Annotated in this window: 17 protein-coding genes; 11 read left to right on the top strand and 6 right to left on the bottom strand. The window is 36.2% G+C overall.

Features of this window, described 5'->3' with window-relative positions; genetic code table 11:
- Positions 1–340: 340 nt before the first annotated feature.
- The 3 genes from ACTJJF_RS10715 to ACTJJF_RS10725 all read right to left on the bottom strand — a co-directional run bounded on the left by ACTJJF_RS10715 (position 341) and on the right by ACTJJF_RS10725 (position 4,382).
- Entirely contained in the window at positions 341–1,225 is an 885-nt protein-coding gene (locus ACTJJF_RS10715; protein ID WP_312302294.1) for a Ppx/GppA phosphatase family protein, read from the bottom strand.
- Positions 1,222–3,294 carry a polyphosphate kinase 1 gene (gene ppk1, locus ACTJJF_RS10720; protein ID WP_440699648.1) on the bottom strand — a complete coding sequence of 691 codons (2,073 nt, stop codon included), beginning with the start codon at positions 3,292–3,294 and terminating at the stop codon, positions 1,222–1,224. The genes ACTJJF_RS10715 and ppk1 overlap by 4 nt, the downstream gene beginning before the upstream one ends.
- Positions 3,295–3,416: 122 nt before the next feature.
- On the bottom strand, positions 3,417–4,382 hold the full coding sequence (locus ACTJJF_RS10725) for a hypothetical protein (protein ID WP_440699649.1): 966 nt from the start codon (positions 4,380–4,382) through the stop codon (positions 3,417–3,419).
- 161 nt (positions 4,383–4,543) lie between these two features.
- Between ACTJJF_RS10725 and ACTJJF_RS10730 the strand changes: the two genes are divergently transcribed.
- The 8 genes from ACTJJF_RS10730 to gwsS all read left to right on the top strand — a co-directional run bounded on the left by ACTJJF_RS10730 (position 4,544) and on the right by gwsS (position 17,546).
- Positions 4,544–4,981 carry a hypothetical protein gene (locus ACTJJF_RS10730; protein ID WP_312302287.1) on the top strand — a complete coding sequence of 146 codons (438 nt, stop codon included), beginning with the start codon at positions 4,544–4,546 and terminating at the stop codon, positions 4,979–4,981.
- A gap of 15 nt (positions 4,982–4,996) precedes the next feature.
- Positions 4,997–11,476, top strand: a complete 6,480-nt coding sequence (locus ACTJJF_RS10735; RefSeq protein WP_440699650.1) for a polymorphic toxin type 23 domain-containing protein — start codon at positions 4,997–4,999, stop codon at positions 11,474–11,476.
- The gene (locus ACTJJF_RS10740) at positions 11,470–12,036 is read left to right on the top strand and encodes a hypothetical protein (RefSeq protein ID WP_440699651.1); all 567 of its coding nucleotides are present in this window, start codon (positions 11,470–11,472) and stop codon (positions 12,034–12,036) included. Before ACTJJF_RS10735 ends, ACTJJF_RS10740 begins: the two co-directional genes overlap by 7 nt.
- 179 nt (positions 12,037–12,215) lie before the next feature.
- The gene (dnaK, locus tag ACTJJF_RS10745; RefSeq protein WP_312302282.1) at positions 12,216–14,114 is read left to right on the top strand and encodes a molecular chaperone DnaK; all 1,899 of its coding nucleotides are present in this window, start codon (positions 12,216–12,218) and stop codon (positions 14,112–14,114) included.
- Positions 14,115–14,474: 360 nt separating this feature from the next.
- Positions 14,475–14,672 carry a hypothetical protein gene (locus tag ACTJJF_RS10750; RefSeq protein ID WP_312302184.1) on the top strand — a complete coding sequence of 66 codons (198 nt, stop codon included), beginning with the start codon at positions 14,475–14,477 and terminating at the stop codon, positions 14,670–14,672.
- Positions 14,673–14,764: 92 nt separating this feature from the next.
- The gene (locus ACTJJF_RS10755) at positions 14,765–15,352 is read left to right on the top strand and encodes a DUF6624 domain-containing protein (RefSeq protein ID WP_440699652.1); all 588 of its coding nucleotides are present in this window, start codon (positions 14,765–14,767) and stop codon (positions 15,350–15,352) included.
- Positions 15,349–16,314 (top strand): grasp-with-spasm system ATP-grasp peptide maturase, encoded by a 966-nt coding sequence (gene gwsG, locus ACTJJF_RS10760; protein WP_312302181.1) that lies wholly within the window; start codon positions 15,349–15,351, stop codon positions 16,312–16,314. Before ACTJJF_RS10755 ends, gwsG begins: the two co-directional genes overlap by 4 nt.
- Before the next feature lie 203 nt (positions 16,315–16,517).
- Complete coding sequence (gwsS, locus tag ACTJJF_RS10765; RefSeq protein ID WP_440699653.1) at positions 16,518–17,546, top strand: grasp-with-spasm system SPASM domain peptide maturase; 1,029 nt, start codon at positions 16,518–16,520, stop codon at positions 17,544–17,546.
- Between the two features lie 155 nt (positions 17,547–17,701).
- Here the strand turns inward: gwsS and ACTJJF_RS10770 are convergent, their stop codons facing one another.
- Both ACTJJF_RS10770 and ACTJJF_RS10775 read right to left on the bottom strand, forming a co-directional pair.
- Entirely contained in the window at positions 17,702–18,205 is a 504-nt protein-coding gene (locus ACTJJF_RS10770; RefSeq protein ID WP_440699654.1) for an SRPBCC family protein, read from the bottom strand.
- Between the two features lie 4 nt (positions 18,206–18,209).
- Positions 18,210–18,524, bottom strand: a complete 315-nt coding sequence (locus ACTJJF_RS10775) for an ArsR/SmtB family transcription factor (RefSeq protein WP_276163062.1) — start codon at positions 18,522–18,524, stop codon at positions 18,210–18,212.
- A gap of 257 nt (positions 18,525–18,781) precedes the next feature.
- On the opposite strand from ACTJJF_RS10775, the gene ACTJJF_RS10780 reads away from it, so the two are divergent.
- Positions 18,782–19,333 (top strand): hypothetical protein, encoded by a 552-nt coding sequence (locus tag ACTJJF_RS10780; protein ID WP_440699655.1) that lies wholly within the window; start codon positions 18,782–18,784, stop codon positions 19,331–19,333.
- Positions 19,334–19,511: 178 nt separating this feature from the next.
- The gene (locus ACTJJF_RS10785) at positions 19,512–19,991 is read left to right on the top strand and encodes a hypothetical protein (protein ID WP_440699656.1); all 480 of its coding nucleotides are present in this window, start codon (positions 19,512–19,514) and stop codon (positions 19,989–19,991) included.
- A 32-nt stretch (positions 19,992–20,023) separates the two neighbouring features.
- On the opposite strand, the gene ACTJJF_RS10790 is transcribed toward ACTJJF_RS10785, so the two are convergent.
- The gene (locus tag ACTJJF_RS10790) at positions 20,024–20,959 is read right to left on the bottom strand and encodes a hypothetical protein (RefSeq protein WP_440699657.1); all 936 of its coding nucleotides are present in this window, start codon (positions 20,957–20,959) and stop codon (positions 20,024–20,026) included.
- A gap of 240 nt (positions 20,960–21,199) precedes the next feature.
- Between ACTJJF_RS10790 and ACTJJF_RS10795 the strand changes: the two genes are divergently transcribed.
- Entirely contained in the window at positions 21,200–23,923 is a 2,724-nt protein-coding gene (locus ACTJJF_RS10795) for a TonB-dependent receptor plug domain-containing protein (RefSeq protein WP_440699658.1), read from the top strand.
- Positions 23,924–23,937 lie beyond the last annotated feature (14 nt).

The following is a 23,937-nucleotide window of genomic DNA, read 5'->3' on the forward strand; positions in this document are numbered from 1 at the left end:
AAAAGATAAAAGATAAAAGATAAAAGATAAAAGATAAAAGATAAAAGATAAAAGATAAAAGATAAAAGATAAAAGATCTTGTCATTAAACAACTCTTAGCTTTGTATATCATCAGGATATCAATATCAATAGGGGCGGGCTTTAGCCCGGCCATTTTAATTTAAAATATTCCATTTGCTTTAGCCAAAACCTGAAAAATATGATATTCTGGGTGAATTATTTCTTTTTGTAGCGATGATGAGATTGCTTCGCTGTGCTCGCAATGACGGAAAGCGGGAAATTGCTCCCGAAAAAAAACCGGCTCAATGATGAACCGGTTTTATTATATTGTTGTATACAGCTATTTTTTGTGCTGTAACTGACTGTAGATATTCTGGATCAAACCGTCTGCTACTGAGATTTTCGGAACAAAGATACGGTTGATATCCGACCATGACATGATATTATTAAAAATATTCAGGGCATGAACCAAAACATCGGCCCTGTCTTCTCTGAGGCTGTATTTTGTCATTCTTTCCTCTACAGAAAGTTCATTGAATTCCTTATAAACCTTTTTGAGATGGGATAAAGACATAGGTTTACCGTCTTTTGTCTTGCTCATGGAGAATACCTTGTTGATATTTCCTCCGGAACCGATGGCTACGATTGGTTTTTTGCTGTTGATATTTTTTCTGATCTCCTCTTTCATTTCTTTCCAGTTGTCTATTGTCACCAGATTGTTCAGAAGGCGGATCGTTCCGATATTGAAGGATCTTTCGTATACCATTTTACCGTTTTCATAGAAAGTAAGCTCTGTGGAACCTCCTCCCACATCAATATACAGGTAAGCGAATTCCTTGTCCAGACCTTCGGCTACATGGTTTTCATAGATCAGGGTTGCCTCTTCGTCTCCTGAGATGATTTCAATATTGATTCCGGAACTTTCTTTCACCTGGCTGATGATCTCGTTTCCATTGGCAGCATCACGCATGGCACTGGTGGCACAGGCTCTGTAATGGTCTACTTTATAGATTTTCATCAGGTCACTGAAGATCTTCATAGAATCTATGACCATTTTTTCTCTTTCCGGGCCTATTTTTCCGATGGTGAATACATCCATTCCCAGTCTCAAAGGAATTCTGAGAAGGTTAAGTTTGATGAATTCAGGCTTTCTGTTGTTGATCTTTACTTCATTGATAAGAAGTCGGGCTGCATTACTTCCTATGTCTATCGCTGCTATTTTCATTTCTTATTCGTTTTAGCTTTCAAATATTTATAGGTTTCTATTTGTGATCGGCATTCTTTTTTATCATTTCTTACATATTCATTGCTTAGCCTTTTGTCTAAGATTCTTGCTTTAACGTTATCTCTGAGCTGAATGTCCAGGATATCTTTCAATTCTTTTTTAAGATTTTTGTCTGTGATCTTGGCTGCGGCTTCTATTCTGTAATCAAGGTTTCTGGTCATCCAGTCAGCGGAAGAAATATACATATCTTCTGCTCCTTTGTTGTAGAAATACATGACTCTGGCATGTTCCAGATATTCGTCTACAATACTGATGGCCTTAATTTTCTCTTTAAATTCCTTCTGGTTAACGGCACAATAGATTCCTCTTACGATCAGTCTTATGATAACCCCTGCTTTGGCTGCATCATATAATTTTTCAATCAGCAGTCTGTCACTTAAAGAGTTTACTTTTACAATGACTTCGGCTTTTCTTCCTGCTTTGGCTTCTTCAATTTCCTTGTCGATGTGATGAAAAATCTTTTCACGCATAAACTGAGGGCAAACTAATAAATTTTTACATGTTTTCAAAACCGGGAGAAAGTCATCTTTGGGTTTCTTCAGCACATTGAATACCTTATTAATGTCTGCCATGATGCCCCGGTCAGAAGTCATCAGCAAATGGTCTCCATAGATGCGGGCTGTTTTTTCGTTGAAGTTTCCGGTGCTTACAAATCCGTATTGAATGGTTTTGTTGTGAGATCTTTTTTTGATAACACACAATTTGGCATGTACTTTTTTGTTGGGAATTCCAATCAGAACGGTGATTCCTTCCGGTTCCAGCATATCTTTCCATTCTAGATTGGATTCTTCATCAAACCTGGCCTGAAGCTCCAGCATAACGGTCACTTCTTTACCATTTCTTGCTGCGTAGATCAGAGCGTTGCTGATTTTAGAGTTGCTTGCCAGACGGTAAGCTGTAATCTGTATCGATTTTACATCCGGATCCATAGCCGCTTCACGAAGAAGGTCAATCACCGGATTGTACTTATGGTAAGGGAAGGTAAGAAGTACATCCTCTTTCAGAATCACATCAGTCACTCTTTCCCCATGTTCAAAAGCCTGATGGGTAAATGAAGTTCTTTCTACAGGTCTTTCATAGGTCTCAAAGACGTCCGGAAAATCCATAAAGTGTTTGAAATTATGAATTTTTCCTCCCGGGATAATGCTGTCTTTTTTGGTCAGATTCAGTTTTCTGATAAGAAGTTCCAGCAGAGCCTTGTCCATATCTTTATCAAAAACAAAACGTGTCGGTTTCCCTTTTCTTCTGTTTTTAAGTCCTTTTTCTATTTTTTCTGCGAAGTTGGTCCTGATATCATTATCCAGATCAAGCTCAGCATCTTTGGTTACTTTAAACGCATTGGCCGCAAACTCATCATATCCGAAATACGAGAAAATATGCGGAAGGTTAAAAGTGATCACATCTTCCAGCAGCATTACATTTTTCTCTTCCGGATCTTCTGTAGGCAGCAATACGAACCTTCCTACAAACCGGGATGGAATTTCAATGATGGCATAATTGCTGGAATATTGCCAGTCTTTTTTTCTCATAGCGACACCAAGATAAAGACTCTTATCTCTGAGGTAAGGCATCGGAGTATTTTCATGAAGAAGGATAGGAATGACATTAGATTCCACCACTTCATCGAAATATTGTCTTACAAATTCTTTCTGCTTTGCGGTAAGGTTTTTCGAGTTCTTGATAAAAACCTTATGGTCAGCCATTTCTGTCTGGATCTTTTTCCAGGTTTTGTCGAAGTTTTGCTGTTGCCTCATAACCACTTCATTGATCCTCTGAAGAATCTTGGAAGGTGGCTGGTAAAAAGACTCGGCAATCACTTTTTCTTTAAAATCCATGGCACGCTTTAATCCGGCAACACGCACCCTGAAGAATTCATCCAGATTGTTGGAGAAGATTCCGAGGAAACGTATTCTTAAATGTAAAGGAACTTTTTCGTCCATGGCTTCCTGTAAAACCCTTTCATTAAAGGCAAGCCATGTAATATCTCGTGGATTAAAGTGTAATGACATTCTGAATGTGTATATTTTATCAAAAATAATAATTCGGATAGATTTTACCGTATTTTTTAGGTTAAACTTTGATTAATTTTAACCCCTCTGAACAGTATTCTTTGCAATGGAGAGTAAGCTTATCATTGATCATAGTTCTGCGATAATTTCTTTATTTCTTCAATTTTTTTATACATTTTGTTGAAAAAAATATATCGGGCTTTATTATTGGTAGAAAGTAATTCGGAGTTTTTGAGAATCAATTCAAGACTTTTTTCATAGTTTCCGCAAACCCTTTCATCCAGTGTGTAGTAGTAACTCAGGATATTGTAAGGTAAAAACAGCATTTTCTGATCTGAAAATCTGATAAAAACACTGTTATTCATGATGAGAAGGTCATTTTGATATAGTTTGAAAGGTGTTTTTTGTTCACCGATTATCCTTTCTTCGATCAGGTTTAGCATTTCTTCGATCTCTTTACAAATTTTTAAAGCACTGTCAGTTGTAATCAGTTCGAGCTGGCGAAAATAAATAATCTGTTCAAGAAGGGTATAAATGGTAACATTACTCCAAATCTCAGTAGAGCTGACATCATTATACGCTTCAGACAACAGAATGGCTTTCCGGGTAATGTTTTCCGGGATTTCAAAATTTTCAAAGTTTATTCTTTGTGAGAAAAAAGCTACATCCATAAGTTTCAGCCATGCATAGATTTTAAATTTTCTAAGATTTTCAAACCTCATGAAATAAAAAAGAGGAATATCCTTGGCAGCATAAATAAATTCAACATCCGGTTTATTTTTTACTTTCTGAAGATTCCGGATAGATGATTCGAAATACGTTTCCAGGTCATCAATATTGTAGATATCATGGGTTTTGTTTAAAACAACATTATTCTGATGGGAAGAATGGATGAGGTCCAGAGATATTCCAAAATGGGAGGCCAGGGAAATTCCCTCGTTTAAAGTAATATGACTCTTTCCGCTGATTCTCCTGTAAGCAGTGTCATTAGAAAGCGCCAGCTTATCAATCATTACATCTACCAGATTCTTTTTTCCTCCGGATTCTTTTAATAACAGATCAAAGAGGTTTTTCTGATAATTTTTCATGTGAATTAGTGTTTTATTATCAAAAATATCTAAAAAAAACAAATAATGGTTATTTTTTAGATAATTAATCTTATATGATCTTGCATTCCAGGATGTATTATCCTTTCGCAGCTGATTTGTTTTCTGGATTTTTGTATATACTAATAATCTAAACAGGACTTATGGGAAAATTTTTATCATTACTTCTTTTCTTATTGGTTTCAATAGGAGGGATAAAGTCACAGACGCTCACCTTTGAATATGAAAGTGGCGGAAATCAGATTGTAAGGAAATATTGTGCAATGTGTGTTGCTCTTAAGAATGCAATGACTGAGCAGCGGATCATTGAAAAAGAGTTTCCTCCCGGGGAATACCAGGTTAAAATTTATCCAAATCCTACCAAGGGTAAAGTAAATCTGGTCTGGTCCGATGAATTGGGCAAGATGATTCAAAAAGTGGAATTTGTTGCCTATAATTTCACCCAGTACAGGGAGCTTCCTTTCGATAGGAGAGAGAATAAGATCTTATTGGATCTTTCAGAACATCCGATAGGGATGTACGTTGTGATTTTTCATCTGAACGGTGGAGAAAAACTTACTTACAAGATCTTGAAACAATAACCAATATCACACAACATGAGAATCAGAATCTACTTTCTAATAACCTTGCTTTTTATATCAGGGTTATTCAACGGACAATCTGTAGGTCAGACGCCTGGTGATTTGTCTGTTTCTTCATCAGGAGCTGCCAATTATACAATACCTATTGCCAATCTTCCCGGAATCAAAGATATGGTACCGGGGATTTCCTTAGCTTACTCCAGTCAGAGCGGAAACGGTCTTGCAGGATGGGGGTGGAATATCGCAGGTATATCATCTATTACAAGAATACCATCAACAAAGTTTCATGACGGGATCATTGATGGGGTAGACTATAATGATAAGGACAGGTTTGCGTTTGACGGGCAAAGGCTGCTCTTAAAATCCGGAACTTATGGAGCAGACGGAGCAGAGTATCAAACGGAAACATATTCCAATATTAAAATAGTTTCACATGGTAATGTAGCCAATGGACCGGAGTATTTTATGGTATACTATCCGGATGGTAAAACCGCCAAATACGGTGGACCAAGTGGCTTCTTGGGAATGAACAGCTTTGAATGGAAAATCAATTATATCGAAGATGCTCAACAGAACAGGATTCGCTTTACCTACGACAGTTTCAACAATTATATCTATGTTCAGACGATAGAATATGGGAATAATGCGGCCATTAGCCCTAATGACAGTCCCAATAAAATAAAGTTTTACTATAAAGATGCTGCAAGAACAGACCAGGCTTATATTTTTGGTTCCCGGGATATTTATTCACACAGAAAACTGGACCGGGTAGAGGTAACGGGCAACGGACAGCTTTTCAGAAAATACCAGCTCACCTATAATGTAACTTCTTTAAATTACGAAAGACTCGTAGCTGTTCAGGAGTATAACGGGAGTAATGAAAGTATTAAACCGGTTATTTTAGAATATGACACTACAGATAACGGAATTACCAATAATTCGAAAACAATAACGAGCGTTTCTCCGGCTTATGACAGAAACAACTGGCAGTATACTTCAGGGTATTTTGATAATGACAGTTCGATAGACTTTATGACTTATCCCAATTCCAGGGATCAGCTTTACAGATTCAACTCCAGCCAGCTTACCAATTCCAGTTCCAATGTAGCGGGCACCCTGATTAATGTAGAAAAATTCACAAATATTTTTTCAACAAAATTAGTGCTGCCTAATAATAAATTTTATAATCTGGATGCAATAACTACCATAATCGGTGACACTACGACACCTGTTACGGACGAAGAGATTATAAAAATAAACAACTATACTTCGAGCAGCAATGCCAATTCACTTGATCTGGTATTTACAAATTCTTACAGGTTTCCGACCGCTGTGAATGAAAGATGTATTGTGATTAACGGAAGCACAACCTACAATTCCAGAATTCCCAAGACTTATCTCACCGGAGATTTTGATGGTGACGGAATATCTGATATTCTGGCTGTGGTTCGTCCTTATTCCGTTTCCCAGACCTATTACTGTGGTCCTGCAAAACAAAGTACGGATGCCAACAGACCTCCGCCGGATTGCTGTACACAAAATACAACGATTGATATCTCTCAGGTTTTTTTACTGAAGCTGGATCCTAACAATTCCAGTGCACAGACACCGGCTACTTTGGGGTATAATTATGTTGTAAAATCAGATTCCAGAATTTACGTAGCAGATTTTGAAGGAGATGGTGTAGCGGATTTATATATTATCAATCCCGGCCAACTCTATGTATATGGAATGAAAAACGGAGCCTTTGTTCAAAAAGCAACTTTTTCCAGTGGTCTTATCAAAAATGAATATCCGTGTTATCTTGCTGATTTTAACGGAGATGGTAAAACTGATATGGTAACTCCTATAGAAAATGCAACTACGAACTGGTATTTTATAATCAATTCCGGAGAGACATTTATGGGTAATGTAAGGGATATAGGAACCAATTATTTTAAGCCTCAGGTAGTCAACTCCTGTTATCCGGCCCCGTCAGGCGGTAATATCTGCGGATATATGCTTCAGCAGACTTACTATACTTTTACAGACATCAACGGAGATGCAAAAGCAGATTTGTTCTATCACGATATCCTGACTCCGCATAATGTGCCGGAAGCAGGACCCAACGCGAATGGTGCTTATCTCGCTTATGGAGATAATTACAGCATCAGAGATAAAGGAGGGGTGAAGTACAATATGGGAAGCAATGTCAATGGTATGCCTACTTTTTCAGCCTATATAGATGGCTGGCAGAATAATTTTACCTATGGAGGAGCAATCAATAAAGGAACACCGATATTTTTAAACAATCCTAATATTGCCAATCAGAACTTAGATTATGCTTTTTTTGGTGGGGATAAGATCAAATATGTTTCGTTCAAAAAAGATAACCGTATAGATGTTACTTTGAAAAGAATCAAAACAAATGATCTGGTAACGGAAATTACCTATGATACCGCAATAGATAATGGAAGCAGTTCAGGAACCTATACCGGAGATTCTTCCGAGTTATATCCTTATATCAATCTGAATATAGCTCCGTCTATGAAGCTGGTAAGAAAAATTGAGAAAAGCTTTAACGGAGAAACCAAAATACAGGAGTACAGATATAAAGGTGCTGTAATGAATTTACAGGGTCTTGGCTTTATAGGATTTAATGGAATTGCCAAATCTTCCGTGTATGGGGGTACTGTAACTCAGCCTTTATGGGCAGTTTCTCTACAGGACCCGCAGAAAAGAGGAGCTGTTAAAGAGAGCTATATGAGCGAAACACCAGACTTCAATTCTCCAGGTTCTTTTGTTTCAAAAACAATTAACACGTATGCCACGTCGCTGTTGCCTAATAAGGTTTTTGTCAATTTACAGTCGCAGATACAGCAAATTGATAACCTGACAGGGGTTACGACCAATCAGTATGTAGACATTTACGATGCTTACAATAATCCTAAAAAAACAAGAATCGTAGCCAATGGTGGTGAAAAAATAAACCTGATTGACTATGAAGACAACCCTACGGGAACCGGTTCTCAGTATTATATAGGAAGACCTGTGAAAAAAGCCGAAACACAGACTTTGGGAACAGATGTTTTCTCTAAAGAAATGCTTTTTACCTATACCAACGGACTTGTTACACAAACCAGAAAAAAAGGAAATAATACAGATTATATTACCGAAGATCTGGAATATGACCAGTTTGGTAATAATACCCAGAAAACCCTTTCTGCTCCCGGCATAGTTTCAAGAGTAGAGAAGACACAGTATGATCCTTCCGGAAGATTTGTCATTAAAACCACAGATGTTTTAGGAAACTCATCTTTGTTATCCTATGAATCTAATTTGGGAACCTTACTGTCCAAGACCAATCACCTGAATCAGACCGTATCGTTTGTATATGATACCTGGCAGAGAAAAGCGCAGGAAAAAGACATTTATAATAATATTACCGAGTATTTCTATGAGTGGATTACTTCAGGAGATTTTATAAATGGGATCAGATCAAGAATCGTTGACGCTTCAGGAGCAACCAAAGAGACATTAGTGGATAACTGGGGCAGGAAACGTCTTGAAAGAGGGCTTTCTATAAACAGTAAATGGATAGAAAAAAGAACAGAATATGATGTTTTAGACAGAGCTTACAAAGTAAGTGAACCTTACTTCTCCACGGTTTCTCCAAGCAAATGGACTGTTACGGAATATGACCTGTACGGAAGGCCTGTCAAGAACATATTCCCGACCGGAAAAATTATCACCACTTCTTATAACGGATTATCTGCAACTGTAGTAGAAGGTCAGAGAACACAAACCATTACTAAGGATGAGTGGGGAAATAAGATTAAAATGTCAGATAATGGCGGGGTAATAAATTATACTTACTATGCCAACGGAGGCCTGAAATCTACAAATTATGCAGGGCATGTTATCAATGTAGAACAGGACGGATGGGGACAGAAAACAAAAATGTCTGATCCTTCTGTAGGAGGTGATTATATCTATGTTTACGATGGCTTAGGGCAGCTTTTGAAAGAAGAAAATCCTAAAGGCAAAACAACGTTTGTTTATGATCAGTATGGAAGAACGGCCAAGAAAGAAGTTTCCGGTGCCAACACAGATATCAAGATTACTTATAATTATAATGCCCAGGGGCTTCTTGCTTCAGAAACAGGAACATCTGATGGAGTAAACAACTCTTACACCTACAAGTATGATAATTTTTACAGAGTCGCAGAACGTGAAGAAAATAATGGCTCGGCAATCTTCAGAAATCATTATACTTATGATGCTTTGGGAAGAATCAATAAAGAAACCAAGGAAACAATTTTCGGTAATCTTTCCAGTATTTTTGTTATTGAAAATGTTTATGCTTCCTGTGGTATACTGGTAGCCATCAACGACGGTAACGGTGACGCAATATGGAAATTAGGAAGTGTAAATGAAAAAGGGCAGGTGATCTCAGCATATTTCGGAAATGGGACGGATATCAACAACACCTATGACAATAATTATTTTATCGAAAAGATAAGACATAAGAACAGCACTTCAGGACTTATCCTGGAAAACGAATACAGCTTCGTAGGAAATACAGGATTGCTAAAAAGCCGGAAAAATTTGGCTATACCCAATGGCTGGAATGAGGTTTTTGAATATGACGCCTTACAAAGACTGGTTTCATGGACCAATCCTAACGGAGCCCAGTCTCAGACCTATGATTCGTTTGGAAGAATTGATAACAACAGTACTGTAGGAGATTATAAATATGCAGATACCAACAGATATAGAAAAACAGAAATTAATCTAAATGCTGTGGGGGATGCATATTATAAAGTAAATCAGCTTCAGATGATATCCTATAATGCATTTAAAAATCCGGTCACTATCACGCAGGACGGGAATGAAATGGCGAAATTTGGGTATAACATCCATCAGACAAGAGCATCTTCGGATTATAATTACAATGTTAATTTCGCATACTATATGAGACATAAGATCTACTCGGATAACACTTCAGTAGAAATTATTGAAAACTCTTTTATCGGGAAAACTCCTCCGCTTTTTGTACGGACAAGGATTGTGACTTATATCGCAGGTGACCCTTATTCTGCTCCGGCTGCCTATATCGAAGATTTCGATCCTAACGATGAATCAATAAGTAGAGGCCTGCATTATCTTCACAGGGATTACCAGGGAACCATTATGGCAATTTCAGACAGATCAGGAAAAATTGAAGAGAGAAGACAGTTTGACCCATGGGGAAATCTGGTATATCTTGAACAAAACGGAATAAAAATAGATCTTAAAAAAGCGAATCCTGACCTGCTGATTGAGCGTGGATATACTGCTCATGAGCATTTCTTCCAGGTTGGTCTTATTCATATGAATGGCAGAATGTATGATCCTAAACTGCATACCTTCCTGTCTGTAGATAATTTTATACAGGATCCTTTTAATACGCAAAATTATAACAGATATGGATATGTGCTGAATAATCCTTTGATGTATACCGATCCCAGTGGTGAGATATTCTGGCTGGCAGTTCTTGCCGGTGCCATTATTGGAGCCGTTACCGGTGCTGCAAGTTATATAGGGCAGGCCATACAGACAGGTGATTGGAGCTGGGGCAAATTTGGAATGTCTATTTTAGGAGGTGCATTTACCGGGGCAGTTATGGGAGCTATTGCACCCTATGCAATACCGGTCGGCACGCTGGGAGGCTTTGCACTGGCAGGCTTTATGGGATCTTTTATGCCGAGTTTTAATGTCAATCTGGGCGGTGGATTCAGTATAGGAATATCCCCGAGTATAGCTTTGGGCAACAGCAGCAGTCTTGGACTTAATTTTAATATGTCTTATAAAAAAGGGAACTGGAATATTTCTGCAGGTTTCAGCATTGCCAATCAGTCTGAGGCAGCAGGTAGCGGAGCTTCATTCTGGGAAAAAAGATACTCCGGAGGTATTGGATATGATAATGGAAGACTTGGATTGTCTATTTATTCTACAACTTTCAGAGGTGGTGGATTTGATCAGAGAATAGGAGGATTAATGATAAGACACGGAGATTTTAGTTTCAGATATGAAAATGATGGGATGCCATTTTCTATAAAGAAAGGTTTTCCTTATCTTGGTGATGGAAATGACAGCTATCGTACAGCTTCTGCTCATTTGGGATATAAGCAGTTCGGAATCGGATTTAATTTGTTTACCGGATACAGAAGTGATTATAGCGGAGACGATGAGAAGATAGGACAAGGGGTATATGGCGATAATGGAGAATTTTATCCACACAACTTCGTGAAAGAAGAAGGCCCTCAGTATAGAATGGGAGCTGTATATATGAATGTGGGAGCTATGCGTATGGGTCAGGACTCCGATTGGTTCAGACATGCTATTCAGGATCGCTGGGCCCATGATATGGATAACTTTTTAATAGATACCAGACAGCCTGGCTTTAAAATGCTTAGCGGCGGATATACCAATTATATGCAGTATCAGACAATTAATCCTTTTTCATTATGGTAATTTTTAAAAGTATAGGGATCTTTCTTATGAGTTGGGCGTTTGGGCAGAATGCACCCGGTAGACTGCTTGATGATGGTGTTACCAGAGTTCCTCTAAGCTTCGAGAAGATAAAAAAGAAGGAACAGATAACCCGGAATTTTTTTTCAGAAGACCGTCTTTATGAATTGGAGTACCTTACAAAAGGAAATAAAGACTATAGTATTCCCGACGAAAAAAATAAATGGACCTATGATACCAAAGAATACCTTTACTTTTATAAAAACGGAAACCTGAATGTATTTACCAACCTGAAAGGAAGTTTAAACCTTAATCCGAACTATAACGGAAGCAGAGGATTTTACTATATTCAGGATAACGGAGAGATCATCGTATTTATTTATCAGAAAAAAGGAGAATGGAATATGAAATCGAGCTATGGATATAATAAATATTTCGGTACACTGAAAGAAAACAGGCTTTATATGAGAAATAATGAGACCTATGCCGGAACAAAACTCTACAGAGTCAGTATTTATAATAATACAGGCACCGGAAAAAATCATTATTCAGCATCATGGTAATTAAAACCAGGAATTAACATGATTTATAAGAAAAAATGCCTTATAATTTTTATTTAAACCCCGAGTTAATCGGGGTTTTTATTTTTATTGTGTCATTTTGTCATAATTTTTTGAATGGTACAGATATTGAGAAATTGAGAGTGTAAATTAAATTAAAAATAGAAAAAATATAAAATATTATGAGTAAAATAATTGGAATTGACTTAGGAACAACCAACTCTTGTGTTGCTGTAATGGAAGGTAAAGACCCTGTTGTTATCCCTAACGCAGAAGGTAAAAGAACAACTCCTTCTATCGTAGCATTTACAGAAGATGGTGAAAGAAAAGTAGGTGATCCTGCAAAAAGACAAGCTGTAACGAATCCAACAAAAACTGTTTACTCTATCAAAAGATTTATCGGAACACACTTTAAAGATGATGCTTCTGAAATCACAAGAGTACCTTATAAAGTAGTTGCCGGACCAAACGATACAGTAAAAGTAAAAATTGACGATAGAGAATATACTCCACAGGAAATTTCTGCAATGACGCTTCAGAAAATGAAGAAAACTGCTGAAGATTATCTTGGTCAGGAAGTAACAAGAGCGGTAATCACTGTTCCTGCATACTTCAATGATGCACAGAGACAGGCTACTAAAGAAGCCGGTGAAATTGCAGGTCTTAAAGTAGAAAGAATTATCAACGAGCCTACAGCTGCAGCATTAGCTTATGGTCTTGATAAAAACCATAAAGATCAAAAGATCGCTGTATATGACCTTGGAGGTGGTACTTTCGATATCTCTATCCTTGATTTAGGAGACGGTGTATTCGAAGTATTGTCTACAAACGGTGATACTCACTTAGGAGGTGATGACTTTGATGATGTGATCATCAACTGGATGGCTGATGAGTTTAAATCTGAAGAAGGAGTAGACTTAAAAGCTGATGCAATCGCTCTTCAAAGATTGAAAGAAGCTGCTGAAAAAGCAAAAATCGAATTATCTTCTTCTCCACAGACTGAGATCAACTTGCCATATATCACAGCTACTGCTACAGGTCCTAAACACTTAGTGAAGACTTTAACTAAAGCTAAATTCGAGCAATTATCTGCTGATCTTGTAAGAAGATCTATGGAGCCTGTTGCTAAGGCATTAAAAGATGCTGGTTTATCAACTTCTGATATCGACGAAGTAATCCTGGTAGGTGGTTCTACAAGAATCCCGATTATCCAGGAAGAAGTAGAAAAATTCTTCGGTAAAAAACCATCTAAAGGAGTAAACCCTGATGAGGTTGTAGCTATTGGTGCAGCTATCCAGGGAGGTGTATTGACAGGTGATGTAAAAGACGTATTACTTCTTGACGTTACCCCACTTTCTTTAGGTATTGAAACAATGGGTTCTGTATTCACTAAATTAATTGAAGCGAACACTACGATCCCAACTAAAAAATCTGAAGTATTCTCTACAGCTTCTGACAACCAGCCGGCTGTAAGCATCAGAGTAGGACAGGGAGAAAGATCAATGTTCAACGATAACAAAGAAATCGGTAGATTCGATCTTACTGATATCCCACCTGCACCAAGAGGAGTTCCTCAGATTGAAGTAACATTCGATATTGATGCAAACGGTATCCTAAGTGTATCTGCTAAAGATAAAGGAACAGGTAAAGAGCAGTCTATCAAAATCCAGGCTTCTTCAGGTCTTTCTGACGAAGAAATCGAAAGAATGAAAAAAGAAGCTCAGGAAAACTCTGCAGCAGATGCTAAGAGAAAAGAAGAAGTTGAGATCTTCAACAAAGCTGACGGATTAATCTTCCAGACTGAAAAACAACTGAAAGAATTCGGTGAGAAACTTTCTGCTGACAAAAAAGCAGCCATCGAAAGTGCAGCAGCTGAATTGAAAACTGCTTTCGAAGCTAAAAATGCTGATGATGTAAAAGCTAAAACTGAAGCATTAGATGCAGCATGGATGGCAGCTTCTGAAGAATTATATGCAGCAGGTCAACAGCCGGGTGCTGATGCAGGAGCTCAGCAAAATGCAGGGGCTAACAATGCAGGAGGTGAAGATGTACAGGATGCAGACTTCGAAGAAGTGAAATAATGATTGATTAGTATCAATTAAGATAAATTTAAACCGTTATAAATACAATATTTATAACGGTTTTTTGTTTTTGTAAACTTTGTTTGGTAATTATTATAGTAACCCAAATAGTGTTTACAAGAATTTTTTGTTATTAAATTCAAAATATTAGATAGTGTAATTGTTGTTTTTGTAATTAATAAATAATTATCGATTAATATTTACAATAAAAAACACCCTTATTTGTTTTTATTTTCATTTAGATATGATTTTGTTAGTGATTTAAAAACGTTAAATATTGTTAAATTGATTCTAATTGTAAAATTGTTTTTCTAAATTCGATATGTTAATAATAACAAAAAACAATCAAAAATTTTTATCATGAAAAAGAATCAAAAAAAAGATGAGCTAATGATCAAGTTTCAATCAAGTAGAATAGAAAGAAATAAACTTGACAGAGTTTTGGGAGGTAAGCTGGTAACAACTGCTGGTTCCGATATTACAACTGGTGTAACTTCAGGTGGTAACCACGATAATACGATTACACCACCAGATAAATATTATGATGGGACTATTTAAAAATAAGTAATATAGATTTACTAAAAAGGATAGAATTTTTCTGTCCTTTTTTAATACTCGAAGAATCTTCAATCTCAATTAAAAACAGTATTATGTTTCGTTTGAATAAATTAAGGATTACAAAATGTAAAATTTTGTTAATGTTATTTCTTTGTTGTTTTTCTTGTAAAAAAGAAAAGGAGTATAACGAGGTAAAAAAAATACTGGAAGAAGTTTTGGTGGATGACCAGAAGTTTCGGGATCCTATTTATGATCACATCAAACAAGATTCATTAGATAGAAAAAACATTAAAATCGTTACGAAAATTATCGATAGTTTGGGATGGTTAGGTGAAAATGAAGTTGGTAAAGATGCCAACCTTGCACTTTTTGTAACAATTCAGCATGCGCATGACGTTGAAACGATGGAAAAATATTTGCCCATTATGAAAGTAGCTGTAAAAAATGGTAATGCTAAAAAAAGGCAACTGGCATATCTGATTGATAGAGTAGAGCTGTTAAATAATAGAAAACAGATTTATGGTACACAATTATCGTTCAAAAATAATGGCAGGGCTTATGTGGAAAATTTAATTGATTCTATACATTTGAATTCAAGGAGAGAGAAAATGGAGTTGGATCCTATAGATGATTATTTAAAAATTGTAGATTCTTCAAATAATATAATTGTTAAAAAATGATAGTTATTTATACTGAAGATAATGATATCACAACCAATCAGGTAATTGATTGGATTTCATATTTATATAAAGGTGAAATAAAAAGAATTAATACTGATTATTTTGAAGTACCTGATAATGAAGATTACTTTATTGATTTAAGTGAACGTATTAATGTACAGGCAATTTGGTATAGAAGACCTGGTAGGAGGCCATTCCCTGTTCGGAAAATTTCTGAAAACCTACTGTTGAAAAAGATTGATAACAGAGATTTAGAAACAAGATTGTTACATTCTACAAATAAAGAACTTGAAAATATTAATGCTTATGATTTAAAAAGCAAGTATAAATCTGAAAAAGTATTAGGAACTGCTCTTAAGTATGAGGTTAATAAATTTGAAGCTTTAAGAATCGCAAAAGATTTAGGCATTGATATACCAAGGTCAATTTTAACTAATAGCAAATTGAAACTAATTAATTTTTTCCACGAATGTAACGATGAGATTATTACAAAGATGCATGATATAATGATATGTGATATAAAAGAAACATATTCAACATATGCAACATACACGGAAAAGATCGATCTGAATTTTATTAATCAGCTACCGGAGTATTTTTTTATTGCGCACTTTCAGGAGAAATTGGAGAAAGTTTATGAGATCAGGTCGTTTTATTTAGACGGTAAAATTTATTCAATGGCTATGTTTTCCCAGCAAAATAGTCGTACCAGTGTCGATTTTAGAAAGTATAACAGAGAAAATATGAATAGAAGGGTACCCTATCAGTTACCTGCTGATTTGGAAGAAAAGATTTGCAGTCTAATGAAAGAGTTGGATTTGAATTGTGGATCATTGGATATAGTGAAGACAAAGGATAAATACGTTTTTCTGGAGGTTAATCCTGTTGGACAATTTGGATTTGTTTCTGGAGCTTGTAATTATAACTTACAAATGAAAATTGCTGAATATTTAACACAGTAGAAAATGAAGAAAAATAATTTTGTTGAAATTTTTAATCGTGAAAGCTATAAATACTTTCCCATTAATTATCATTTAATAACTAATGTTTATTACACAAAAGAAGAGGTTAAACGTTTTAATCTTTATTACTCAGCGCACAGTAAGTTTCATCAAACTACAATATTTGATATTTTTCATAATCATAAGCCTATAATGAATATATTATGAGTAATTTTTTTAGACTGTTTGCTAACTGTATTCCTGTTAGGGGAAACCAGGAGAGTATTATAATAGATTTACAGAACAATGAATACATAGATGTTCCAAACTTACTCTTCGATGTATTAAAAATTAATGAAAATAAAACAGTTAAAGATACCAAAAACTTTTTCAATAACGAATTAGATGAAGGAATAAACAACTATTTTAAATATTTGACAAAAATAGGATATGGCTTTTTTCTGGATAATGTAGAAAGTTTTCCTCCATTGAGTTTAGAATGGTTCTCACCACTGGAAGTAAACAACGCTATTTTGGAAATAAATGAAAATTGTAACTATAATTATATTTCCGCAATAATGCAATTAAACGCATTGGGTTGCTCCAGTTTACAATTAAGAATTAATAAGATAAATAGTAGAGAAACTATCCTTGAAATTCTTGAAGCTACACGTACATCGCGTATAAGAAGTCTGGAAATTGTGATCCCGGAGTTTTTATTTGATTTTTCATTCTGTCAGTATCTTGAAGATATAGAGAATAGAATATCAATTTTTATAGTTCATAGTGTTTCTGACGAAAATAAAGTTATAGAAACATATGGGAAATCCAAATTCTATGAGCAAAAAAGGCTGCTATTTACTACAAAAGTTATCAATTCTTCAACAAAGGATGCAAAGAATAAGGAAAATCTTGTTGTTAATGTAGATTTTTTTTGTGAAGCTCAACAATTTAATGTTGCATTAAACAGAAAAGTTTGTATTGATAATGATGGAAACTTTAAGAACTTTTTGGCTCATAAAAATGTGTATGGAAATTTTAATAAGAAAAGTATAAAAAAATTAATCGGTGATAATCAATTTACTAAAAAATGGTTTATTAATAATGATAATATAGATATTTGTAAAGACTGTCAGTTTAGATATTCTTGTTTAGATAATTCTGATATTGAATTTAACGGAACAAGTTGGTCTAAGATTGAAAGTTGTGGATTTGACCCTTACAAAAATAAATGGAATGCAGCCAAAAGCTAATAATCTTATGATTCTGCAATAAACCATCTAATGTCTTGGAAAATAATAGATGTAGTAAACACTAACATTTAATTATAAAACAATCCGGCGGTAAACGAAGTTTACCGCCGGGTTTGTATATTATATCTCTAGTTTGTATGAAGATACAATTCATGCTATTTTTTCAATGTGGGTAGCAATTCGTCCAGATTTTGCAGACACATGGTAAGGCCTTCCTTGAATCCCATGGCAATCATTGTTTCAATATCTTCATAACTGTCGTGCTGAAGAGTTATGTTAACCATTGTGATGCCGTTTTCTTCCGAAAAAATATTGGTCCAGTGTGAGCGGGGCTTTTCTGTATTTTCCTTTCCGTTTTCGTCACAGAAAGCATCCAGCCAGGTCACAGATTTCAGAGTTTCTATTTTTTCATAATCTGCTTTGCACCATAGTTTTTCGTTTTCCGGGCTTACCATGGCATACAGCCACATTCCACCTTCAGTAAAGTTTAGGGATTTTGTTTCCACATGGTAGGGTTTGGGTGCCCACCATTGATCCAGCAGTTCTGCTGTTGTCCATGCCTGCCAAACCAGTTCAAGGTTGGCATTGAATTCACGTTTTACAACAATGGTATTGTTTTCCTTGTTCACGGAAAAATCAAATAAGAGGTTGCTTTTCATTATATTATTTTTTGATGGTTGCTAATAAGTCGTCCAGTTGGCTGAACTTTGTTTCCCAGATTTTACGGAATTGCTCCAGCCAGTGATCTATTTCTTTCATTTTGTCTATTTCCAGTGAATAGTAGATTTCCCTGCCCTGGTGTCCCTGTTTTACCAGTTCACATTCCACTAGAATACGCAGATGTTTAGATACGGCCTGTCTCGTAGTATCAAAATGTTCTGCAATAGCATTCGGTGTCATTGCCTGCACTGCAATAAGGCCTATAATGGCTCTTCTGGTAGGATCTGCAATGGCCTGGAAAATATCTCGTCTTGTCATGTATGATCATAAAACTTTACAACTGTAAATTTATATGAAACCAATTGGTTGCGCAAATTTTTTATGATCTTTTTTTGAAAAATTTGTTTTAATGTGTCTGTTTATGGGGTTAAAACATGTATTATTTTTTAATACATATTATGCAGAAAGAATTACATTGAGTGTATATAATGACTGTTCGAATAGCAGGATTTTGTTATTTTACTGTATATTTAACCTCCAATTTCACTATAAACTCTATACTCATTATAAAATTTATGAAAAAGATCATCGGTATACTATGCTTGGCGGGAACATTGGCAGGGTGTAATAAGTTGAAGACTAAAGCAGATGTAAAAGATGAACTGAAAGAAGAAAAAGCTTTATCTAAAGAAAAAGAATCAGAATTCAAAGAAACAGAATCTTCCAGAGACAGAATTTCAAAAGAAGAAGCTGTAAAATTGGCCATGAAACAATTTGAAGATTATTTACCTAAGATCCTCAAAACTTATGACGGTGTCATCGATCTTCAGGATCCCCACACAGGAGATTTTACAGGTGATGGGATAGATGATGTGGCCATATATTGGGATATTGCGCCTGAAGGAGGAAATGCAATTATAGGACAAGGGCTGTCATTATACCAAAACAATGGGCATAAAGTAAAGGTAATTGCCGGATATGAACCGGATTATCTGTTTGCTTTTGACACCATCAAAAATGGAAAAATCATTGTTGAAAAACTGAAGTACACTGAAGAGGATGGAAGATGCTGCCCTTCAATAAAAACTAAGCATAGTTTAACAATCAAAGGAAATAAGGTTTATTAATCTCAGAGGGAAAAATCAGAAAATTTAAATGCCAAATTCATGTAAAAGATCAGTAATGTAAAAATGATATTCCGGAAAAATAAGTAACTTAATAAAAAGAAAATTTGTATCTTTTTTGGCTGATTATCAGTATGAATTTAAACCGTATTTTTTCTTATCACACTAAATCTATCTTATAATGAAACACCTGTCCATATTATTAGCATTATGTCTTCACTTTGCGGTGTGTGCACAAAAAACACCTGAATCAAAGAAGGAAATACAAATGCGGTCCGAAGAATTTACCCAGCAGCTGATCACACTGATTGAGAAAAGAGATATTGAAGCTTTAAAGAAACTCACCACTCCAAAATTATACTGTTATGTATGTTTTGATGCCGCACCGGAAAAGCCCCCGATTGTTGATCAAAAGACTTTTTATACCCGATATCTAATTCCTGTTTTTAATAAGGATTTGATGGAAAGACTGAAACGGAAAGAAATAAAATTCTCTGTTGATAAGTTTAAGGCTAGAGAAGGTGGAAGGGATTATATTGTACTGTATACAATTGATAGGCCTAATGAACTGGGAGACGGTCATGAAGGTGTACAATTTATTTTCTGGCTGAAAGACGAAAAAGACGGTCTTAAATTTTCAGGGTTAGAAACTGTGCCTTAGCAGAAAATCTATCAATGCCGATTGATAGATGATTAATGAATGGTAAAATCATCGATCTTCCATCCGTTCTTTTGCTTTATCAGCGTAAAAGAAACATGATATCGTTTTTTCTTCTCTCCTGGAAATTCTATTTCCCAGGTATCTTCGGTCATTACTTTATCAGAAGTATGAGTGTCTGTTCCCCCCATAGAACGTACTGATGCCAGCTTTGGAAGAGATCTGTTGTCTTTTTGCCTCTTGTCCGAGAGGTGCTCTTTTGCCAGTTCCGGTTGATTACCGGCCAAAGCATACATAAACTGAGATATAGTCTCCCTTGGGCTCAGCTGGGATGTAGAGCCAACCGTGTTTTTATCAAGGCCAAATCTGCAGATTATCGTTCCGTTTTCACTGGTTATTTTAATCTGGTCAGTATCATAAACTATATCTGTTACAGATTTTTTATTCTCTTCTTTTACCATCCGCTCAGTGGTGCTGGTAATTTTTACCACTCTGTTTTCCTGGTCAAATTCATTGAATATGCTTCGTGTTTCATTATGAAAATCATTCACAGATATTTTTTCTTCACGACTTAGTATAAAGCCTTTGGCATTGTAAACGGTACTTATTTCTCTGCGTACACCATAGCTTCCGCTTTTAGTATAGGTTTCAGTCATTGTGGTATTGGCAAAGATATAATTGTATCCCGGTCGATCCTGCTTATAAGTGTTGAAGGTTTCATTTTCTATAGCATCCCAATTCTTTTTATGGTCAAAAAACTGATGCAGGTCAAACTTCTTATAAACATTTCCATCGATGAGTTCTTCCATAAAATCTTTGTTCTTAAAATCAAGAAATTTATTGGTTTTGAAAACATTATAAGCATCTGCAGCAAGCTTTTCATTACGGGATAAGGTTGCCGGAGCCATCATCACCTGCCCGAAAGACAGTTGTATGAACAGCAGTAAATTAAAAAAGAGCAAATTTTTCATCAGGTTATTTCTACAGTCTTTTTACCAGTTTAAAAAAAATAAAAATAACGTATTTATGGATGCTTTATAGGTTATTTTCATTTAAAAGGAATGAAAAATGTTTTTATTATTTTATTCTTTATATAGGGAATTGTGTATATATATTAATTTGTTTTAAGAAATAATAACTAAAATAATTTCAAAATTACTTTTTTTATTTAGAATAATTATAATTAATTTTGCGGCCTTAAATATTCTAAGGTGAAAGTATCGTTATTAGCTGGCGCTGTTTTTCTGGCAGCAGGTGGAAGCATATCGGCTCAGGCAGTGGAGTTCTACCATAATGGACAACTCAAAAAAGGGGAAATCATCAACGATGGCCTGAAAAAATGTAGAGAACTGTCTTTAAAAGATGACATCATCATTCTTAAAGGAGATTGCAGCTTTGTCTTTAAAAACAACAGTAATAATAATCAGGAGACCATTGTCCTGAGTGAAAGCGAAGAACTGAATCTCAGATTCTTTCCGTCTCCAAAATATCAGAATGAAAAATCTACTATCAGAATAGAAGGAGTAGAGCTTACCGCAAAGAAAAAACAATTCTCTGAGATCCAGATCAGACAGGAAGCTCTTCAGAACCTTCAGTCTTTCTCACTGGGAGATGTATTGCAGCAGTTGCCCGGACAGTATGTTCAGCAGTTTGATAATACCCAGTTTAAAAATATTGTCTTCCGGACAGCAAGCGGGCCTTCTGTTACCGGTACCTCGGGAATTCCCGGAGGTGATGATTTCGGAAACAGGGCCTTCGGTGTACAGCTTATGGTGAATGATATCGCCTTATCCAATAACGAAAACATGCAGAGTTATGATTCTGCCAATGCCGCAGCTTTCGGTTTGAGTTTTAATACTACAACAAAAGCCGGAACATTGATGCCCGGACAGCCCAATTATGGTGTTGACCTGAGAGAAATACCCACTGAAAATATAGAAAGTATAGAAGTGATACAGGGAGTTCCGGATGCCCAGTATGGAGATCTTACCTCAGGCCTTATCAAAGTGACTACAACAGCCAGTGCCTCTCCGCTCCGCCTTGATGCTTCATTAAGGGAAGGAACTTACCAGATTGGACTTACCAAAGGTTTCAGCCTCAATAAAAGCAATGCACTGAATGTCTCTGTGAATTATATGAATTCACTTACAGATCCGAGAACCAGCCTGGTAGGATATGACAGAACCGGTGTGAATCTACTCTGGTCTACCCGTAGCAAGAGCGGTTTCAGAAATAAACTTACGGCAGCATTTTCTGCCAATTCCAGCCAGGGAAAAAAAGATCCGGATGATGTAAACGGAGTTGTGATCAATGTAGATAATAAGAGTTTTTCACTGAGCAATAATATCAGTTACTCTTTCGATCAGAAAGTCAGAAAAACCTTTTTCAAAACAATCAGCGCAGATGTAGGACTCAGCTATGCCACACAGTTTACAGAACGTAAATTCTGGCTGAATCAGGGCGCAAGACCTTATGGAAATGCTACTGAGAACCAGGTATATTATGCTCCTTATACCTTACCGGCTTATGAAAATCTGGCTTATGCTGATGGGAAGCCGTTCAATATTTATTCAAACTTAAGCCTGAATGGCAGCAGGGTGACATCCTCCAAATGGGTGCATATGTATAGTGTGGGGGCCAATTTCCGCTATGGTGATAATTTCGGAAGAGGAAGATACGGTACGGCAGGTCAGTTTACCACAATCAAAGCTGCCGGCCAGAGCTCTGATGGAATGCGGGACTTCAATTACCGGGACAATGTGCATTCTTCTCAGCAGTATGCCCTTTATATTCAGGATAATATCACCAAAGTTTTTTCCAATAAAAATATTTTCAGAGCCAATTTAGGACTTCGTTATGACCTGCAGAATTCATTCTCTACGTTTTCACCAAGGATTAATACATCTTATCAATTAGGAAACCTTTCTGTGAGAGGAGGTTTTGGGCTTACCTCCAAAGCACCGTCCCTTAATCAGATGTATACTTCACCCCGTTATTTCGACTTCCTGCTGGGAGACTACCGTTTACCCGGATACTATTCAGCTGCGATTATGCAGACGGTAGTGACTCCGGGAGATAATGCTGACCTTAAACCCTCACGCAGCTGGAAAACCGAAATAGGAATTGATTACAGGTTTCCTTTTGCAACCGTGAACCTTACTGCCTATTATAACAGGCTATTCGACGGATTCACCACCATGTCAGTTCCTAAGGTTATGAATAAAGCTAAAGTGAACGTCAATATAACAGGAACGGAAGTACCAACTTTTGAAATCGTCGGAACCGAAAAATATTTTTACCTGCAGAACAGAATTATCAATGGATACAGTTCAGTAGATAAAGGATTGGAATTGATGGCGAATTTCAAAAAAATAGAAGCGCTTAACCTCGTTATCGGTTTCAATGCCAGCTATGTGGAGACTTCAGGGGAAAAAGATAAGGGACTTTATAAATACGAACCTCCAAAAATCATAGATCCGAATTTCGAATACGGAATTTATAATGATACCAAAAGTAAAAAGTCGATGGCCAGGGCCAGTTTCAGTTTCGATTATCACCTTGCTCCTTCAGGGCTGATTATTGGTCTCAGAACAGATCATTTTCTTTCAGACAGAACTTTTACTCATGCCAGTGATATTTATCCGATAGGGTATATCAAACATGGCGGAGACATTGAAATGATTCCGGAAGGGCAAAATACGAATCAGTTATATCAGAATCTGTTCAGAAAACCTACAGATGAAAAACTTTCGGGACTTTACAATAAAACCCTGCATAATGTTCATTTGAGGGTAACAAAAGATTTTCTGAGCGGTTTCAGATTATCGGTGTATGTGAGTAATGTTTTCAATCTGAAAGCCTATGACGAAAGAGGCTATTTGTACGCCAACTTTACATCAACCTCATTCGGAGCTAATATTTCCTACAAATTTTAATAATACTGCTAAAA

Source organism: Chryseobacterium sp. 22458 (assembly GCF_052044975.1).
GTDB lineage: Bacteria > Bacteroidota > Bacteroidia > Flavobacteriales > Weeksellaceae > Chryseobacterium.

Coding starts and splice junctions, on each gene's coding strand:
- ACTJJF_RS10715 (WP_312302294.1), bottom strand. CDS start 1,225: ATGAAAATAGCAGCGATAGACATAGGAAGTAATGCAGCCCGACTTCTT.
- ppk1 (WP_440699648.1), bottom strand. CDS start 3,294: ATGTCATTACACTTTAATCCACGAGATATTACATGGCTTGCCTTTAAT.
- ACTJJF_RS10725 (WP_440699649.1), bottom strand. CDS start 4,382: ATGAAAAATTATCAGAAAAACCTCTTTGATCTGTTATTAAAAGAATCC.
- ACTJJF_RS10730 (WP_312302287.1), top strand. CDS start 4,544: ATGGGAAAATTTTTATCATTACTTCTTTTCTTATTGGTTTCAATAGGA.
- ACTJJF_RS10735 (WP_440699650.1), top strand. CDS start 4,997: ATGAGAATCAGAATCTACTTTCTAATAACCTTGCTTTTTATATCAGGG.
- ACTJJF_RS10740 (WP_440699651.1), top strand. CDS start 11,470: ATGGTAATTTTTAAAAGTATAGGGATCTTTCTTATGAGTTGGGCGTTT.
- dnaK (WP_312302282.1), top strand. CDS start 12,216: ATGAGTAAAATAATTGGAATTGACTTAGGAACAACCAACTCTTGTGTT.
- ACTJJF_RS10750 (WP_312302184.1), top strand. CDS start 14,475: ATGAAAAAGAATCAAAAAAAAGATGAGCTAATGATCAAGTTTCAATCA.
- ACTJJF_RS10755 (WP_440699652.1), top strand. CDS start 14,765: ATGTTTCGTTTGAATAAATTAAGGATTACAAAATGTAAAATTTTGTTA.
- gwsG (WP_312302181.1), top strand. CDS start 15,349: ATGATAGTTATTTATACTGAAGATAATGATATCACAACCAATCAGGTA.
- gwsS (WP_440699653.1), top strand. CDS start 16,518: ATGAGTAATTTTTTTAGACTGTTTGCTAACTGTATTCCTGTTAGGGGA.
- ACTJJF_RS10770 (WP_440699654.1), bottom strand. CDS start 18,205: ATGAAAAGCAACCTCTTATTTGATTTTTCCGTGAACAAGGAAAACAAT.
- ACTJJF_RS10775 (WP_276163062.1), bottom strand. CDS start 18,524: ATGACAAGACGAGATATTTTCCAGGCCATTGCAGATCCTACCAGAAGA.
- ACTJJF_RS10780 (WP_440699655.1), top strand. CDS start 18,782: ATGAAAAAGATCATCGGTATACTATGCTTGGCGGGAACATTGGCAGGG.
- ACTJJF_RS10785 (WP_440699656.1), top strand. CDS start 19,512: ATGAAACACCTGTCCATATTATTAGCATTATGTCTTCACTTTGCGGTG.
- ACTJJF_RS10790 (WP_440699657.1), bottom strand. CDS start 20,959: ATGAAAAATTTGCTCTTTTTTAATTTACTGCTGTTCATACAACTGTCT.